This is a genomic window from Hallella mizrahii (assembly GCF_009695775.1).
GTDB classification, from domain to species: domain Bacteria; phylum Bacteroidota; class Bacteroidia; order Bacteroidales; family Bacteroidaceae; genus Prevotella; species Prevotella mizrahii.
The window spans coordinates 1-16,716 of record NZ_VUNG01000033.1; the positions used below are offsets into that span (position 1 = coordinate 1).

Here is a 16,716-nt window from a genome sequence, read left to right on the forward strand (position 1 = left end):
ATAATTATACAGAGACTAAAACAAGGGGAAACTTAAACGGGCTTTCTACGAAAGAAAGCCATTGTTAAGCCAGAAACGGCAAAGCAAGGGCCAAATTGTATAGTGTCTCAAATGGAGGTTTCTTTATATAATTGGGTCGTATCGTCACCAGTCTTGGAATTTGGATGCCCCAATGACGAAAACAAGGGTATTTACTTGTCGATAGTCAACGGCACCTTTTCGAGGTTCTTCTCGATCTCGTCGTCGGTGACCGTATAGTTTGCCAGGTCGCCGTTGATATAGCTCATGTACGACGGCATGTCGATGAGGCCGTGGCCCGAGAGGTTGAAGAGGATGACAGGAGCCTTGCCCTCCACATTGGCGCGCTTGGCTTCGCGGATGGTGGCTGCAATGGCGTGGCAACTTTCTGGAGCCGGGATGATGCCCTCGGTCTGGGCGAAGAGCACACCAGCGGCAAAGCTCTCCAGCTGAGGGATGTCCATGCCGGCGAGATAGCCGTCCTTGAGCAGTTGCGAGATGATGACACCGGCACCATGATAGCGCAGGCCACCGGCATGGATGTTGGCGGGCTTGAAGTCATGGCCCAGGGTGAACATCGGCAGTAGGGGCGTGTAGCCGGCCTCGTCACCAAAGTCGTATTCAAACTTGCCGCGAGTGAGTTTCGGACAGCTGTTCGGCTCAGCGGCGATGAACTTTGTGTCTTTGTGTGTGCCGTCGAAGACGTGGCGCATGAAAGGGAAGGCAATGCCGCCGAAGTTGGAGCCGCCGCCGAAGCATGCGATGACCTCGTCGGGATACTCCCCAGCCATCTCCATCTGCTTCTCAGCTTCCAGTCCGATGACAGTCTGATGGAGGGCGACATGGTTCAGCACCGAGCCCAGCGTGTATTTACATCCGGGTGTGGTGGTGGCCAATTCGATGGCTTCAGAGATAGCGGTACCCAAGGAGCCGGGATGGTTGGGGTCAGCCGTGATGATATTCTTTCCGGCGCGAGTCGACATAGAGGGCGATCCCTCCACGGTAGCGCCGAAGGTGCGCATGATCATCGATCGGTAGGGTTTCTGCTGCATCGTGATCTTCACCTGATACACGGCGGCCTCCAGTCCGTAGAGTTTGGCGGCATAGCTGAGTGCAGCGCCCCACTGTCCGGCACCGGTCTCGGTAGTCACGTTGGTGTCGCCCTCCTGTTTGCAGTAGTAGCACTGGGGCAGGGCGGAGTTGATCTTATGGGAACCTAAGGGGTTGGTCGATTCATTCTTGAAATAGATATGAGCTTTTGTGTCGAGTGCTTTCTCCAGTGCGTAGGCACGCACTAGCGGCGTGGCACGATAGTAGCAGTATTTGTCACGCACCTCGTCGGGGATGTCGATCCATGCGTGTTCCTGGTCGAGTTCCTGCCGTGAGCACTCCTGGTTGAAGATATGTGCCAGGTCGTCGGCATGCAGCGGCTTGTGGGTAGCAGGATTCAACGGCGGCATGGGCTTGTTGGGCATCTCGGCTTGGATATTGTACCACTGACGGGGAACATCGTTTTCGTCCAAAAGGAATTTCTTTCTCTTCATAATGATTGTTTTCTGTTTGACAATTTGCAGTTGGTGATTGTATTCCAATTGCAAACTTACACAATTTTCTTCAATTTTTTGCCATTTGTGGAGAATAAATTTCTCTGGAGCTATAAATAATAAGGTATGAGTCCTATATGGCTATGCTGCCGTGCGCTGCATGACGCAGGTGCTGCAGCGATACGAATAAGCCGTTGTTTGATTCTATTTTTCTGTCTTATAGCCCTTGTTCTGAGTCAACTTGTTGTTGAGGTCAATGGCTTTTGTGGGGATAGGGAACACAATGGTGTGGGCGTCGCTCTCACTCTCAATGGGTTGTCTGAGGTCGTAGGCCTTGTGGAATAGCCCATATCGGATGAGGTCTCTCCGTCGGCTGCCTTCCCACATCAGTTCGAGCAGCCGCTCACGCAGGATGTTGTCGAGTGTTGCGGGGCGGCATGGCATTCCCACGCGACGGCGTACAGCATCCAAATCACTCTGTCCGTTTTCACCGTTACGCACTTTTGCCTCGGCGCGCATGAGTAGCACGTCGGCGAAACGGAAGAGCACGATGTCGTTGTCCTGCAGTTTACCGTCGGCATAGGCCTTGCGGTCTATCTCATATTTGGCCATTCGTGCACCGGCTGTCTTCTCGTAGGGCGAGTAGGTGAGGTTCTCTGCCATCACCAAGGGCTGGTAGACGAGGGGTTCCCCACTTTCCTGTGTCACCACCTTCCCGTCGACTTTTACTGTGTCGGCATAGAAGTTGATGGCAAAGCGCGTGTCGAGGCTGTCGGTGCCGTAGCCGTAGGCATGTACGGTGGCGAGCGTTGCCGAGGTGCCGTTTTCGGCATCCATGCCGATGGCACCGCCGTGGGCATAGTGTCGCGAGCGGTAGAGATACCAGAATTGGTTTTGGTATTTGATCTTGTCCATGGGTATGGTGAAGATGTTTTCCACGGAAGTCTCGTTGTGAACGCTGAAGTTGAAGGCGTAGTCGGGCTGTAGCTGATAGCCTTCTTTCTCGATTTCGTCACAATAGTGGACACAGGCTTGCCAGGCATTCATCGTCAGTCCGTCGACGGTGAAGGTCATCGTCTTGCCGTCGGGGTGCTGCTTGTCGGTCCAGTCATCGTCGGCGTAGACTTCGGCATTGAGGAAGAGTCGGGCCAGCAGAAACTGCGCTACGGGGCGCGTCATGCGTCCGTAGTAGTTGCCCTCAAGGTTGCTGTGCTCATTGGCGAGGTATGGCAGACACGCCTGCAGCTCGTCGATGATGTTGTGAAACACGGTGCTGCGCTCCTGCTGCTTGACATCGGCATACGACTCCTGATCTTTCGTGACGTAAGGGATGCGACCGAACATATCCATGAGTTCGTAGTAGAACAGGCAGCGGACGGCTTTCACCTCAGAGGTATAGGCCAGATAGTCTTTGTCGGTGAGCAGGCTGCGGTTGGCGTCGATGACGGCGAGGCTGTGGTTGCAGAGCATAGCCACCTTGTAGAGGTAGAGCCATGTATTGTAGAGAGCCTCGTCGGAGGCGGTCCAGCGGTGCTCGTAGAGATTCTGCCAGAATCCGCCGTCGTACCAGTCACCGCCGCGGATGGGAATGATGGCCTCGTCGGTAGAGAAGGTGTTGTAGTCGTAGAGTCCACGCACAGTGCCTTCAAGTCCTTGTGAGTCGCTGTTGCCGCCTATATAATTATATAAGGTGGCAACGGTGTTGATATATAGGTTTGTGGCACTGTTGTAGGCTTTTTCTTCGGGAAGCAGTCCCTTGGTGTTCTCATCCAGACAGGACGAGAAAGTAGAGAGAACAAGGGCTGTAGCGAAGAGCAGCAGAAGACGTTTGGTGATCATCATGGTGAATGGCGATTTACATATTGGCAGAAACGCAGAAACTTAGAATTGAATGCTCACCCCGATGCTGAAGGTTCGGTAGACGGGGTAGGACCGCTTGTCGTCGATGCCCAGTGTGGAGTCGACGACATAGCTGTTGATCATGGGAGTCAGTCCGCTGTAGGCAGTGATGGTGGCCAAGTTGTTGACAGAGGCAGACAGGCGCAGGCGGCTGATATAGCGTGAGTGCAGAGGCACGTTCCAGCCGATGGTGAGGTAGTCGAAGTTGAGATAGTCTCCCCGCTCAAGCCAGTAGTCGGTGGCACGCTGGTCTTTGATGTTCATCTCGGGAGCCTTGCTCATGACGTTGTAGTCGGGAAAGCTCGACATGTTCATATAGGTCAGTGCCGTGCCGTTGTAGATCTTGTGTCCGAAGGCACCGTTCATTTGCAGTGAGATGTCGAAGTCCTTGTATCGGAAACTGATGTTTGAGCCGAGTGTCCATTTTGGTGTGGCCTGTCCGGCGATGTATCGGTCACCGCCGTCCTCGATGTTGACGCGCCCGTTGTGGTCGAGGTCTTCGATGTCGTACATATAGGAACCGTTTTCGTTCTTTACCAGTCCTTTGCAGTGAGGCAGGTAGAACACGCCGATGGGTTGGCCTACTATCTGATAGACGATGTTGTTTTCGCCGCCATGGAAACCTGCGCCGCTGAGCGAGCCGATGGACGTGATGTCTGGTGCCGTCAGTTGATAGCCGTTGTATTCGCCCGAGAGCGAGATGAGTTTGTTCTTTTGGAACGAGAGGTTGAGGTTGACATTTAGCTCCATGTCCTTACGGCTGATGGCGGTGACGCCGAGTCCGATCTCCACACCTTGGTTGCTCATCTTGCCGAGGTTGGCGAGCAGCTTGTCAAAGGTGAAGGGCGGTACGGGTACATCGTACTGATAGAGCATGTCGGTGGTGCGTGAATAGTAGTATTCGGCGGTGAGCACGAGTCGGTTGTGCCACAGGCTGATGTCGGTGCCGACATTGAATGTCGAGCGAGTCTCCCATTTCAGGTTGGGATTGCTGTTGCGGAAGAGTCCCATGGTCGTGGTGGGTGTGTTGTCGACCGACACGGTGCCGATGGGTTTGACGAGGTTTTGTGAGTAGTACGACGAGATGCCGCCGAGGTTTCCTGACTGTCCGTAGCCGGTGCGCAGCCGCATGATGTCGAAGAGATGGCTAAGGGCATGGAAGAAGGGCTCTTTGGTGAGATCCCAAGAAAGAGACACAGAGGGGAAAGCACCCCATTTGTGCCCGCTGGCAAACATAGAGCTGCCGTCAGCACGCAGACTTGCACCGAGCGTGTAGCGGTCGAGAAGGGTATAGCTCAGACTACCCATGAACGAGAGCAACGAGGGGCTGTCGGCATCGGATCCTGTGCCGCCGTAGGGAATCGTAGAGGCAGCACCGAGGTTGTCGTAGCCAAGCTCATTGGTGGTGAAGCCTTTGACGAGTGTCCAAAATCCACTGGCGTTGCTCTTTTGATATTCGGTCAGCAGGGTGGCAGAGAGATGATGTGCGCCCCACGTGTCATCAAATTTCAGTTGTGCGTTGCCCAGCCATGACTCGGTCTTGCGCTCGCCGCGGGTAGCCTGTCCCTGAGCCCAGATCCAGGTAGGGCAGAAGGTAGCGTTTTCCAAAGAGTTATAGCTGTAGGCACCGAGCAGAAGCAGGTGGATCGAGGGCTCGTCGTTGCTTTTGTCGCTGAGCAGTCCTAAAAGGTTGAAGTCCATGTCGATATGGGCATCGAAGTTGAGGTTCTTGGTGTCGTTTTTCTTTTTCAGCAGCACCATAGGGTGGTTGATCTGCTCGGCGGTGTTGTTTTTGTCGCCGGAACCGTCGGCATTTGTAGTGGCCGGTATGGTAGGGTTCTGTGCAGCGGCACTGTAGAAGACCTCCCAGGGATTGAAGAGGTCGTGGCTTTTCTGTGACGAGCCAAAGACACCGAAGTCGATTTTCAGCAGGTCGTCGAAGGCCCACTGTGTGAGATCGGCCTTGGCGGCGTAGTTGCGATAGGAGTTGGTGCGGATGATCGTGTTGTGGTCCATGGCACTCAGTGAGGCACGGTAGCTCGACTCTTTGGAGCCACCGCTGAAGGCCACATGGTGGTTGGCGATGTATCCGGTGCGTGTGATGATGTCTTGGAAGTTGGTGTTGCTGCCCTCGTCCTTATAATAGAGGCCGAGCGCCTGTGCCGTGGCGATGTATCCCGGAGCGTCGAGCATGTCGAGCGTTTTGTATTTCGACTCGAAGCCGATGTTTCCGTCGTAGGAGATATGAAACTGTGTTCCGCTGCCTCGCTTGGTCTTTACCTCGATGACACCGGAGGCTCCACGGGAACCGTATTGTGCGGTCTCGGCAGCGTTTTTGAGGATGGTGAAACTCTCGATGTCGGAGGGATATACCGAAGAAAGGGCACTAAGGTCGGAATATACACCGTCGATGATCACGAGCGGGTCGTTGCCGCCGGTGATGGACGTGGTGCCTCGCACACGCACCGAGCTGAGCTGTGCCATACGGTTCTCGCCCGATGTGATGTTCACACCGGCTGCCTGACCCGTGAGTGCATTGAGTGGATTGGTGACCAAACCTTTGTTCATGTGGTTTTCGGTCACCACATCGACAGATCCCAGCGAGGTGCCGTTGACGGTGAGGCTGTCTATGGGTATTTGCAGTTTAACCGGTCGCTTGCCATGATGGCGGGTCTGCGCCACCAACGTGCTGGCGGGGAGACAGAGAAACAGCAGGGTCAGAAAAACAGGAGTGCGCATGGCGGGCAGTTCTTTAATATGATTTTGTAATTGCAAAGATAAGTGAAATATTAGACAGAAACAAGTGTGGAGACAAAAAAATACAGTATGCGCGTCCACTGGCTTACAAAAATCTCGTTTGGATTTTCTTTCTAACAAAAGATCTTTCGCTCCGTAGATTTTAATCATCCTCTACCTTGCGAACGATCTTTTTCTATAGCGTTACAACATTGAAAACATAGCTTCGAGCCCACGAGAACATAGCTTCGACCCCGTTAGAACATTGCTTTGACCCCACGAGAACATAGCTTTACATAATCAACAAATGCGTCCGTCCTTAAAAGCGTTGATAACTACTGAGCCGTTAATCTTCATTCCAGTATTCCGCGTAAGCGTCCTCCATTATGTCCGGGAAACCATAGCCGGAAGACTGACAGTTAGCGATTATCTTGTCAACGCGCTTTTGGAAATGAGACTGTAGGCCCTGTTTTGAGATTTCCTTTAGGGCATTGACAAAATTCGTGTATGCTGAATCATAGAACGATTCCCACAAGTCGCCCCAACTATTGGCTACTTTGCTTGCGCATTCAGGGATGTAAAGCATAAGGTCGCATAGCAAGACAGGGTCGGGATCAAGTGACTTGAAATCCTTAACAGCTTTCTTACAGACAGAGAATCTCATCTTGCCGTCTCCACGCTTTGGAAAGAACTCCTTTGTGATAATCTCTTTGTATTGCTCGTATTTCGCGTTGTCGTTAGGATGAACAGCATAGTCCAGGAACTCTTTGGCCTCCTTGCGCGCTGTGTAAAGGTCAAGAACGAGCTGTTCAAGCCCTTGACGGTCAAGAGATTTAATGTACTTCTTAACTTCTGTCTTAGACATGGTCTTACATATTATAGTTCATACATCAGATAATGGCTTTCATGCATACCAAGTGACTGATATACCTTTTGAGCGTTAAAGTTGTTGCAATCAACATAAAGCCGCAGCGCACTGGCACCTTCTGATTGTGCTATGGCCTTTGCAAAATCGAACAGCTCCTTGAAGACTCCTTGATGACGGTTTTCCGGACGCACATACACACTTTGTATCCAATAATAGTTACAGTTGTTCCAATCACTCCATTCCGTTGTAAGCATCAATGAGCCAAGGACCTCACCATTGTCATTCCGTGCCACAAGATAAGTAGCCTTGCTGTCATCAGCGATGCCCGCCTTAACTCCCTCGCGTACGATTTCATAGTCAAGTTCTGTTCCTTCTGACTCCTTTGCCATAGCTAGCTGGAACCTCACTAACGTCTCTGTATCTTCGATGCTTGCAACATCTATCTTGTATTTATACTCCATTCTTTAACTAATTAACGATTATACAGCATCTAACTCTTTAATATCAAACCTATCAGAAGTTAATAGAAATTTAACTTTACTATTGGTCATCAAAGATTGGTATTGGGAAATGAATCGATTGGTGGAAGATGTCCATAGTCTTGGGAAATAGAGTTGAATGCGAAAAGTCAAATCACTTATTCGAGAATATCCTGAAATTGCGGATGCCTCTGGTACCAGACTGCGGCGAATGAGCAGACGGGCAGGACTTTTAACCCTTTACTGACAGCATAGTCGTTGACAGCACTGACAAGCAGACTCCCCACACCCATCCCTTCCTTGTAGGCATACGTGTGGTCAATGCTCAATACATTTCCCTTGAAGGAGAAATCCAGTCGGCCAACAAGTTCGTCACCGTCATAGGCAAGCACTTTGCCGCCAGTATTCGTAGTTTCAATCTTCGTCTCCATATTGGGCACAAAAGTACTTTCCATATCCGACGCTATTTTCCTTTGCTGATAGAGCACATGGGTCTCGCATTGGTTCACAACAGGCATCACCTTTGCATCATTTACAATCTTGGGGAACGTATTGGGATAGAAGTTAGATACACCGATGGACTTGAACAGACCTTGCTCATAGAGTTCTTCGAGCGTATGCCACATGACGGTCGGGTTTCCGACAGGCCAGTGAATCAGCATCAAATCCACATAGTCAAGTCCCAACTGCTTCATGGAATGGCGGGCTGTGCGCAGTGTTTCCTCCCTCGTATAGCAGGAATCGCATATCTTGGTCGTGATGAACAGTTCTTCACGGGAACTCCACATGCCCGAACTGCATCACCAACGCCCTTCTCGTTGTAGTACATAGCAGCAGTGTCGATACTCCTATAGCCTACCGACACGGCATCTTCCACTACTCGCTGGGTTTCCCTTTAGGAGATATTATAGACACCCAGACCTATCATCGGCATTTTCAGCCCATTATTCAAAACCTTATATTCCATCATCTGTTTACGCCTCTATCTTTTTTATCACCTTGGCAGGTACACCTCCAACAATGGTATTGGGTTCCACGTCTTTTGTCACCACTGCACCAGCAGCTACTACGGCTCCATCGCCAATAGTCACGCCTGCAAGCACAGTGGCATTGGCTCCAATCCAGACATTTTTACCAATGTGGATAGGTGCATAGCTCATACTTTGGCGGTTGGCTGGATTTAGGTCGTGGTTGATGGTGGCAAGCACTACATTATGCCCTATGAGCGCACCTTCGTCAATGGTGATGCCGCCTTGGTCTTGGAACTTACAACCCATGTTGATGAATACACGTTCACCAACGATGGTATTCTTTCCGCAGTCGGTATGGAACGGCGGGAACATCCCAACCGTCTTTGGCACTTCTATACCCCAAAGTTGCTCCAGCAAATCGTGCAACTGCTCTGGTGTATGATACTTGCCGTTGATTTCGGCTGTGATTTTCAGTGCCTCCTGCGACAACTGATGAAACATCATGTGAACATCGGAGCCGCCAATGACAGGCTTGCCCGATGCCATGTAGTCACGAAATTCTTGTATAGTCATAATCCTTATGATAGTGTTTTATTCTTTGTTCTTTTGCCGATAGTCCTGTGGGCTGCATCCAGCATTCCGGCGGAAGTAGTCGCTGAAGAAGGATGGGCTGGAGAAATGGTACTTGTTGGCCAGTTCCGACAGGGTGACGTCCGACTGTAGCAGGTCGAGCCGAATCTGCATCACGGTGTAGATGTCGATGGCATCCTTTGGTGAACGCCCGTAATGCTGTTGCACGATATCAGTCAGATAGCGGGTAGTGATGCAGAGTTTGTCGGCATAGAAGGCTACGCTACGCGACTCTCGGTAATGCTCTGCCAGCAACTGGCGGAACCTGAAGAACAGTTCGTCGCCACGGCTTTTAAATGAATCGACTTCAATCTGATTCCGACGGAGCATCACCTGATAGAGCATATAGAACGCACGAAGCTGCATGACGCTGATGAAGCAGAGTTCACGCACACTGCACGTATCGATAGCAGGCTTCAGCACCCGTACCATGCCCGTGGCAGCAGAGGCCGTCTCAGGTGTATCAAGAATCATGTTCTTTTTCAAGGCATTCACGCTGACGTTCTCCAGCTGATTAAGTGCCGCCAACTGTATAAAGCTGCTGAAGGCCAGAATTTCCACCTCGAAGTCCTGCGAACGCCGCTCCACCTTAATAGTATCGCCGGGGTTGAACAGCACCACGCTGTCAGCCTGTTCCTCTATCATCTCGAAGTTACAGCGGAGGCGAGCCGTGCCCTTCAGTACATGCAGCACCAAGGCACAGTCGATGGCCAGCCCTTCGCTGGAGTACTGTGGAGGAACGCCTGAATAGAGGGCTACGGGGTGCTCGTCGGACACGAATGGTATGAACATTGGTTCTTGTTTTTGATGCAAAATTACACATTATTCTCTAAAACAAATCATTTTATTCCGATTTTCTAAAGTTTATTACACTTTTTCGTAATATTACGTTGAGAAAATCGCCGTACCTTTGCAGCGGAATTCAAAACATCAGTAAAATGAAGATAAGAAGATTAGGTAATCTGGAAGTGTCAGCCATCGGAATGGGCTGCATGGGATTCACTCATGCCTACGGCACCTGCCCAGACGAGAAGGAGGGCATCAGACTGGTTCACAAGGCATTTGAACTGGGCTGTAACTTCTTTGATACGGCTGAAATGTATAGCTATTTTGAGAATGAGGAGTTCGTAGGAAAGGCCTTGAAGGAACTGCCTCGCCAGCAGGTAATCATTTCGGATAAGTTCTGGCCTGAGAAATTATCAGGACATACATTTGAAGAGGATAAACTCAGCGAGACAGGCATCCGTAAGACGCTGGAAGGACAGCTGCGCCGATTGCAGACGGATTATATCGACCTCTATACGGAGCACCAGATGCGAGAGGGAAATGAAGAAGAGGTGGCATACGTGATGGGGAAACTCATCAAAGAGGGGAAAATACGTGCTTGGGGACAGTCGTCACCTAACGTAGAGCAAATCCGCAAGGCACATGCCGTCACACCTATCACAGCCATTCAGAGTGAGTACTCGATGATGGCCCGCCAGTGGGAGAAGGACGTGCTGCCGCTTTGCGAAGAACTGTGTATCGGTTTTGTGGCTTTCTCACCGATGGCCAATGGCTTCCTGAGTGGGAAATACACGGCTCAGACAGAATTCAAGGGCGATGACCTGCGTACCGTCATCAGCCGTTTTGACAAGGAGAACATGCAGCGCAACCAGCCGTTGCTTGACCTTATCAACCGCTATGCCAATGAGAAGCATTGCACACCTGCGCAAATTTCTCTGGCTTGGGATATGATGGCCTACGACGAACTGGTTCCCATATCAGGTATGCGCCGCGAGGAACGTGTCATAGAGAATCTGGGAGCAGCTGATGTGGAACTGACCACAAATGAGTATCGTGCCCTGACGGCAGAGCTGGACAAACTCACCGTTTATGGCGACCGCAATGGACTGAACAAGCTGGTATCCGTACCTGAGAGCACGAAGGATCAGGGAGAAGTATATAAGAAATAATCATTTCAAATAAAAGAATAAGACAATGAGTAAAAAGACGATTGTGGTGGTTGGTGCCGGTCTGGGACTGGGCAATCACGTAGCAGAGAGATTTGCAAAGGAGGATTTCCGTGTGGTGCTGGTGGCTCGCAGGAGTGAGGCTTTGGCTGAGTATCAGAAAGACTTCGAGGCCAAAGGCTACGAGACGAGTACTATAGCATGTGATGTGACGGATGCTGAGAGTGTGAAAAATGCATTCGGGAAGATTCATGAAGAGGTGGGCACCCCCGATGTGCTGGTGTATAATGTGGGCATCACCACACCCGATGCACAACCCTTGGATGAGAGTGAGGTGCTGCGCCACTTCAAGGCTGACGTCTTAGGGGCATTCTCTTGTATCAAGGCCGTCGCTACAGATGAGTTTGCCGAGAAGAAGGGTACCATCCTGCTTACGGGCGGCGTTGCTGCTGTCAGTCCTTTCCCCGGCTACACCTGTCTTGCCATCGACAAGGCTGCACTTCGTGGACTAACACTTGCCATGCACAATGAGTTGGATCCAAAGGGAATATTTGTAGGTACGGTAATGGTTTGTGGCGTTATCGGTGGCAACGAGCACTTTGCGCCTGCCAACATTGCCGAGAAATATTGGCAGATGTATCAGGAGCGCAAGGATTGGGAAGTACGTTACGAATAAGGCAAAGACTATATGAAGACGTTATTCATCAATGGTAGTCCCCACAAAAACGGGGCTACCGTTCATCTGGCACAGATACTGTTAGACCGAAGGGTGTACGAGTCTATCCACTTGGTGGATTACAAGATCTACAGCTACGGTCAGAAATTTGATGACGATGAATTCCACAAGGTGCTTGAAGCCATGAAACAGGCAGACACAATCGTGATCGGCTCGCCCGTCTATTGGCACAATCTGAGTGGTGCCGTCCGAAATCTGCTCGATCGTCTCTATGGTGCCATCCACCGCCAGGATATGAAAGGCAAACGGCTGTTCTTTCTTTTCCAGGGTGCTGCGCCGGACAAATGGATGATTGAGGCAGGTGAATATTCCATCCGCATGTTCGCCCATCTGTATGGACTTGAATATATGGGAATGGCAACCACAACATGCCAGGCCAAAGAACTTGCAAGGAAATTGTAAACTATGGAGAAGTACATTAGACTGAACGACGGACACGTGATGCCGATGATAGGCTTCGGCACCTACCAAATGCCTTGCCGCATCACACAGCATTGTGTGGAGCAGGCCTTGGAGATTGGCTATCGGCATATCGATACGGCTCAGTGCTACGGCAACGAGCACGAAGTGGGCTTGGCAGTCAAGGCATCGGGACTAAAGCGAGAGGACGTTTTTGTGACTACCAAACTATGGGGCGCACACGGCTATGGCGACACGATGCGCTCCATAGAAAACTCCCTGCGAGAGATTGGGCTGGAGTATATAGACCTCTTCCTCATTCACGAGCCGTCAGGCGACTTTATCAGCCAGTATCAGGCGATGGAGGATGCACAAAAAATGGGACTGCTACGTTCTATCGGCATAGCAAACTTCTTGGATGACAACTATCTTCGGTTGGTCAATAAATGCACGGTGATTCCTGCCGTCAATCAGATAGAAACTCATGTCTATCGCCAGCAATCGACGATGCATAAACTGCTGCAGGAGTACGGCACATGGCATGAGTCATGGTCGCCTCTGGTCTGTGGACAGAACGGCTTCTTCTGTGACCCTGTGCTGAGAAAGATTGCCGACAGTCATGGTAAAAGTATTGCACAAATAGGTCTCCGTTGGCTGCTCCAATGTAACATCGATGCCATCCCCAAGACCACCCACAAGGAGCGGATGCAGGAGAATATTGACATCTTCGACTTCGAACTGAGCGGTGACGACATGCAGGCCATCAGCTGCCTCGATACAGGCCGAAGTCAGTTTGGCTGGTGGTAATCAGAAGACAGATGCTACCAATGAATACAGATAGCTACCAAAGCTGACGAGTGCCCATATCATCAGAGCTATAAGCAATAGAAGGACGACGAGGACGATGGCAGACTGTCAGGCACGTTGATTCACTTGCTTGATGACGGCTTCGTCGCCGTCAACAAAACCCTGTATCATTTGCATGTTCTGGATGTTGGCACGGTGGAAGAAATCAATGATATCGCCACGCAAAATCTACTTTCCGATGCACTATATGTTTTTGTCCTAAAAAGTGAATTAGCATTTGTTCACAAGTCGTTAACACTCAATAGCCTCAAAAATCTGTAGAAGGAGAGGCTTTCGACGACGGGGGACAAACGGGGGACAAAAGTACATTGAGCATTTGACAAAACCTGCCAATAACATCATGAGGACAAACCGCACCATGTTAATGACGGTTATCAGAGGTTTAATTTGGTTTAGCTTATATATTGCTAAGAAATAAACCAAACCACTGCGCCATGATTAAGAATGGTAATTCAGCCGAAGAATACAATAAACTGCTATTTTATTTATAATTTTAGACTATTTAGCACTTAAAGAGAAAATAAAACATAGGTTTCAAGCTATTTTATTTGGAGAATAGCTGCAATATCATTATCTTTGCAACAAATTAGGGAGGAGCCAATTATGATACAGGAATTCAAGATAAAGAACTATAAGTCCTTCAGAGATGAGGTCACGTTGAGCTTTGAGGCGACGAAGGAAACAACTTTTGAGAACACACAAGTGGTGGAAGTTGCCAATGGTGTGCGATTGTTACGTTTAGCACTTATCTATGGTGCTAACGCAAGTGGAAAGTCGAATCTGCTCGAAGCATTCGATTATCTCCGCAGGTTCTGGTTCATGCGCCATGACGACATGGACGAGCCGACCGGAACAGTCCCGTTCCTTTTAGACAGCGAGACCCCTAGCCTGCCTTCAGAATTCAGTTTGAAATTCTACATCGGAAGCACACGCTACTGGTATGTCCTTTCTTTGGATACCCACCATGTAGTGTCGGAGAAACTGTATTATTACAAGAGTGTGCAGCCGACAATGCTGTTTACGCGAGTGTACAAGAACGGCCAGTCCGTCGTCAAGTTCAACCCTGCTGTGCTGAAAGTGAGCAGCGCTGTCATTGACGAGATCACGATCAAGTGTCTGCCGAATATGTCTTTTTTCGCAGCCAGAAACATGGTGAACTGCTCGTTGGGACCAATCGACGAAGCACGTGACTGGATGCGCCGCCACACGATGCCCTTGATAGACCCGAGGACACTGATGTCCAACTATGCTGGTCGCAAGATGATGGAAGATGCCCGAATGAAGAAGTACATCCTTGACTTCATACATCGTGCTGACTACAATATTACCGATGTGAGCGTTGAGAAAAAGGTTGAGCCTATTCCAACCGACTTCAGGGACTTCCTTTTGAACGAGGGTGACCTGTCGAAAGAGGACAAGAAGAAGTTGCAGGGCAAGCCGGTCTATGACAGGGTGGACACGAACTTCGAGCATACGGTAAAAAATGCAAGAGGTGTGGAAAAGTACACCCTTTCCAACGAGATGCAAAGCCAGGGGACAAGGAGGACATTCGGCATTGAGGCTGCCATCTACCAGGCCTTGGCCAATGACGAATTTCTGGCCATCGACGAGATTGAGGCATCACTCCATCCAGAGCTCATCGAGTTTATCTTGGAGCAGTTTCTGAAGGAGCAAAGCCGCAGCCAGCTGCTTGTCACCACTCACTACGACCCTTTACTCAACACCATCGATGACCTCATCTGCAAGGACTCCATATGGTTCACCGAGAAAGGAGAGGATGGCAGTTCGGAACTCTATTCCCTCTCAGACTTCAAAGGCTTGAACAAGATACATTCCTTCCAAAAGTCTTACCGTAACGGGCGCTTCGGTGCGCTCCCAAACATCCAAGCTCTTTAATGAATTCTTTCTCTCTTCGCCCACTCCTTTGAGTCATGCAAAATTCTTGCATGACAAGATTAACGTGATAGGTTCACGTTTCTGAAAAGTTGAAGCAGCTGCTCCATGCGTTCCATCAATTGGGGAAATGGCTTGGCGGCACCATAGATGTAACCATCTATCATGTTCACCTCATAGTCCTTCCTAAAGTCATCCAAGGTTACGCCTTTGGGTATGAAATCTATTTTGTCGGGATAGTCGTTGTCATAATTGACATAGCCCAAATGATAGAAGCGTCGCCTGTGCTCTACCACAGCTTTGTAAAGTTCCTTGTCATGAAGAGCCTGTGCTGCATAATCTGTATCCATCAGTCTATCAAGATCGTATAAATGACGGCTCATCCTCATTGTCCTAGGCTCATCTTTTTGAAGCTCCTCACTCAACAGAAGCGCCTTCTCCAAAAAGGTACGTGATGGTGTGACTGTCTTTATTGTTGTTCCTGTCTCACTGTCCTCTTCTGGGAAAGCATCTTCTATCAAGGAATGTATCTGCCGTTCCTCGTAAGGCTCGGACATAGACAGACAGCTAATTTCTATCTTGACTTTTGGATCGATAAGTCTTGTGCTGGACGGGAAAATACTACCATAGTTGACATATACTACCGTTGGGTCGCTGTCATGATCCACCGGTTTAGGTGGATTTCCTGTTTCTGTGACATTCTCCACCAAATAGCCCTTTATACCCAGCTTCGAAAGCTCAATGTCAAGTTCCTTCGAAAGCGTCCCATGAATGAAATCACGAGAAGCCTTCCGTAGCTTTTTCACTTGATTGTTGTTCTCGCACTTTGCAAAAGGCAAGTTGAGCTGAGTCTCGAAAAAATCACGATTGATAGCCAGATCAATATCCTCACTGAACCGATTGATGAGATGCCAGCCCTTACTCAATGACGTGCCACCCTTGAAAAGAAGGCTCTTTCCACAGGTCGTATTGAAGATTGCCTTTAGGACAACAGTAACCCACCAGTCCTTTTCAACAGCATTGTCCTCTATGTTTTTTTGTGATGCCACGGATTGAACCATGGCCATCATTTCATCTAAACTATGCTTCTGCCAATTGCTCATTTTGGACGTATTTGAATATTTTACTTAATTCTCTCCTAATCCAGGCAGGCATTACCTTTAAATCCTGCTGGATGGTGTCAAACTCGGGATAACGGCATGCAACTTTCTTAATTGCATTTTGCCAATCCGTATTAAAACCACTTTCGCCGATAGCCTTCATAGCCTGAACCAACAAACGGGTCATCTTGCCTTTAACCGCAAAGTTGCGTGGAACACCATGCTTAAAAGAAATGACTTTATTGCCACAACTGATTTTTCTTGCAGACCCACTTGTTAAGAATACAGGAGTCATGGTCACCTGGTCTGACAGTCCAAGCATGTTGAGCGCAGTGCTACCCGTAGGCAAGATTTCCGCATTGTCCCTTTCTGCTATTGCCCGAGCTATTTCCTCTGTGGTGGGATAAACCAAGCCGAATTTAGTATGCTTGGCTTTTAAGTATATACCACGCGACAAGCGACAAAGCACTCCTTGACGTACCAAGTCAGAGAGCACTTTCCCAACATACTCTTCATCGTATTCTGGATAGCTGCTATTGAAGAGCAACGTCCCATACGGAGCTGCCTCAATGTTATTCCTAATATCATCAATAACCATTTGTTAACACTAATTAAGTCGGTAAC

General features: G+C 49.6%; 15 protein-coding genes. 5 read left to right on the forward strand and 10 right to left on the reverse strand.

The features are described 5' to 3' along the window. Window positions 1–191 precede the first annotated feature (191 nt). The 8 genes from FYJ73_RS11400 to FYJ73_RS11435 all read right to left on the reverse strand — a co-directional run bounded on the left by FYJ73_RS11400 (window position 192) and on the right by FYJ73_RS11435 (window position 9,937). Window positions 192–1,562 carry a TrpB-like pyridoxal phosphate-dependent enzyme gene (locus tag FYJ73_RS11400; RefSeq protein ID WP_154534849.1) on the reverse strand — a complete coding sequence of 457 codons (1,371 nt, stop codon included), beginning with the start codon at window positions 1,560–1,562 and terminating at the stop codon, window positions 192–194. 204 nt (window positions 1,563–1,766) lie between these two features. Continuing rightward, window positions 1,767–3,401, reverse strand: a complete 1,635-nt coding sequence (locus FYJ73_RS11405) for a RagB/SusD family nutrient uptake outer membrane protein (RefSeq protein ID WP_154534888.1) — start codon at window positions 3,399–3,401, stop codon at window positions 1,767–1,769. A gap of 42 nt (window positions 3,402–3,443) precedes the next feature. Continuing rightward, window positions 3,444–6,200 (reverse strand): SusC/RagA family TonB-linked outer membrane protein, encoded by a 2,757-nt coding sequence (locus FYJ73_RS11410; protein WP_154534850.1) that lies wholly within the window; start codon window positions 6,198–6,200, stop codon window positions 3,444–3,446. A 343-nt stretch (window positions 6,201–6,543) separates the two neighbouring features. Beyond that, window positions 6,544–7,062: a DUF6155 family protein gene (locus tag FYJ73_RS11415; protein WP_154534851.1), complete on the reverse strand. Its 519-nt coding sequence runs from the start codon at window positions 7,060–7,062 to the stop codon at window positions 6,544–6,546. 11 nt (window positions 7,063–7,073) lie between these two features. After that, window positions 7,074–7,454: a GNAT family N-acetyltransferase gene (locus tag FYJ73_RS11420; RefSeq protein ID WP_235899337.1), complete on the reverse strand. Its 381-nt coding sequence runs from the start codon at window positions 7,452–7,454 to the stop codon at window positions 7,074–7,076. 248 nt (window positions 7,455–7,702) lie between these two features. Next, window positions 7,703–8,332, reverse strand: a complete 630-nt coding sequence (locus FYJ73_RS11425) for an aldo/keto reductase (RefSeq protein ID WP_154534853.1) — start codon at window positions 8,330–8,332, stop codon at window positions 7,703–7,705. Between the two features lie 186 nt (window positions 8,333–8,518). Then, a complete protein-coding gene (locus FYJ73_RS11430) occupies window positions 8,519–9,088 on the reverse strand; it encodes a DapH/DapD/GlmU-related protein (protein ID WP_154534854.1) in 570 nt (189 codons plus the stop codon). Window positions 9,089–9,106: 18 nt separating this feature from the next. Then, entirely contained in the window at window positions 9,107–9,937 is an 831-nt protein-coding gene (locus tag FYJ73_RS11435) for a helix-turn-helix domain-containing protein (protein WP_154534855.1), read from the reverse strand. 146 nt (window positions 9,938–10,083) lie between these two features. Here FYJ73_RS11435 and FYJ73_RS11440 point away from each other — a divergent pair, with 146 nt between their 5' ends. From FYJ73_RS11440 to FYJ73_RS11460, 5 genes are all read left to right on the forward strand, one after another. After that, on the forward strand, window positions 10,084–11,100 hold the full coding sequence (locus FYJ73_RS11440; RefSeq protein ID WP_154534856.1) for an aldo/keto reductase: 1,017 nt from the start codon (window positions 10,084–10,086) through the stop codon (window positions 11,098–11,100). A 25-nt stretch (window positions 11,101–11,125) separates the two neighbouring features. Beyond that, a complete protein-coding gene (locus tag FYJ73_RS11445) occupies window positions 11,126–11,773 on the forward strand; it encodes an SDR family NAD(P)-dependent oxidoreductase (protein ID WP_154534857.1) in 648 nt (215 codons plus the stop codon). A 12-nt stretch (window positions 11,774–11,785) separates the two neighbouring features. Continuing rightward, the gene (locus tag FYJ73_RS11450) at window positions 11,786–12,235 is read left to right on the forward strand and encodes a flavodoxin family protein (protein ID WP_154534858.1); all 450 of its coding nucleotides are present in this window, start codon (window positions 11,786–11,788) and stop codon (window positions 12,233–12,235) included. Window positions 12,236–12,238: 3 nt separating this feature from the next. Beyond that, complete coding sequence (locus tag FYJ73_RS11455; RefSeq protein ID WP_154534859.1) at window positions 12,239–13,039, forward strand: aldo/keto reductase; 801 nt, start codon at window positions 12,239–12,241, stop codon at window positions 13,037–13,039. 663 nt (window positions 13,040–13,702) lie between these two features. Beyond that, the gene (locus FYJ73_RS11460) at window positions 13,703–14,995 is read left to right on the forward strand and encodes an AAA family ATPase (protein WP_154534860.1); all 1,293 of its coding nucleotides are present in this window, start codon (window positions 13,703–13,705) and stop codon (window positions 14,993–14,995) included. A 59-nt stretch (window positions 14,996–15,054) separates the two neighbouring features. On the opposite strand, the gene FYJ73_RS11465 is transcribed toward FYJ73_RS11460, so the two are convergent. After that, a complete protein-coding gene (locus FYJ73_RS11465) occupies window positions 15,055–16,095 on the reverse strand; it encodes a nucleotidyl transferase AbiEii/AbiGii toxin family protein (protein ID WP_154534861.1) in 1,041 nt (346 codons plus the stop codon). Next, a complete protein-coding gene (locus tag FYJ73_RS11470; RefSeq protein WP_154534862.1) occupies window positions 16,073–16,690 on the reverse strand; it encodes a DUF6088 family protein in 618 nt (205 codons plus the stop codon). Before FYJ73_RS11470 ends, FYJ73_RS11465 begins: the two co-directional genes overlap by 23 nt. Window positions 16,691–16,716 lie beyond the last annotated feature (26 nt).

Excerpts from the sequence above, each read along its gene's own strand:
- FYJ73_RS11400 (WP_154534849.1), bottom strand. The coding sequence starts at position 1,562 with ATGAAGAGAAAGAAATTCCTTTTGGACGAAAACGATGTTCCCCGTCAG.
- FYJ73_RS11405 (WP_154534888.1), bottom strand. The coding sequence starts at position 3,401 with ATGATCACCAAACGTCTTCTGCTGCTCTTCGCTACAGCCCTTGTTCTC.
- FYJ73_RS11410 (WP_154534850.1), bottom strand. The coding sequence starts at position 6,200 with ATGCGCACTCCTGTTTTTCTGACCCTGCTGTTTCTCTGTCTCCCCGCC.
- FYJ73_RS11415 (WP_154534851.1), bottom strand. The coding sequence starts at position 7,062 with ATGTCTAAGACAGAAGTTAAGAAGTACATTAAATCTCTTGACCGTCAA.
- FYJ73_RS11420 (WP_235899337.1), bottom strand. The coding sequence starts at position 7,454 with ATGGCAAAGGAGTCAGAAGGAACAGAACTTGACTATGAAATCGTACGC.
- FYJ73_RS11425 (WP_154534853.1), bottom strand. The coding sequence starts at position 8,332 with ATGTGGAGTTCCCGTGAAGAACTGTTCATCACGACCAAGATATGCGAT.
- FYJ73_RS11430 (WP_154534854.1), bottom strand. The coding sequence starts at position 9,088 with ATGACTATACAAGAATTTCGTGACTACATGGCATCGGGCAAGCCTGTC.
- FYJ73_RS11435 (WP_154534855.1), bottom strand. The coding sequence starts at position 9,937 with ATGTTCATACCATTCGTGTCCGACGAGCACCCCGTAGCCCTCTATTCA.
- FYJ73_RS11440 (WP_154534856.1), top strand. The coding sequence starts at position 10,084 with ATGAAGATAAGAAGATTAGGTAATCTGGAAGTGTCAGCCATCGGAATG.
- FYJ73_RS11445 (WP_154534857.1), top strand. The coding sequence starts at position 11,126 with ATGAGTAAAAAGACGATTGTGGTGGTTGGTGCCGGTCTGGGACTGGGC.
- FYJ73_RS11450 (WP_154534858.1), top strand. The coding sequence starts at position 11,786 with ATGAAGACGTTATTCATCAATGGTAGTCCCCACAAAAACGGGGCTACC.
- FYJ73_RS11455 (WP_154534859.1), top strand. The coding sequence starts at position 12,239 with ATGGAGAAGTACATTAGACTGAACGACGGACACGTGATGCCGATGATA.
- FYJ73_RS11460 (WP_154534860.1), top strand. The coding sequence starts at position 13,703 with ATGATACAGGAATTCAAGATAAAGAACTATAAGTCCTTCAGAGATGAG.
- FYJ73_RS11465 (WP_154534861.1), bottom strand. The coding sequence starts at position 16,095 with ATGAGCAATTGGCAGAAGCATAGTTTAGATGAAATGATGGCCATGGTT.
- FYJ73_RS11470 (WP_154534862.1), bottom strand. The coding sequence starts at position 16,690 with ATGGTTATTGATGATATTAGGAATAACATTGAGGCAGCTCCGTATGGG.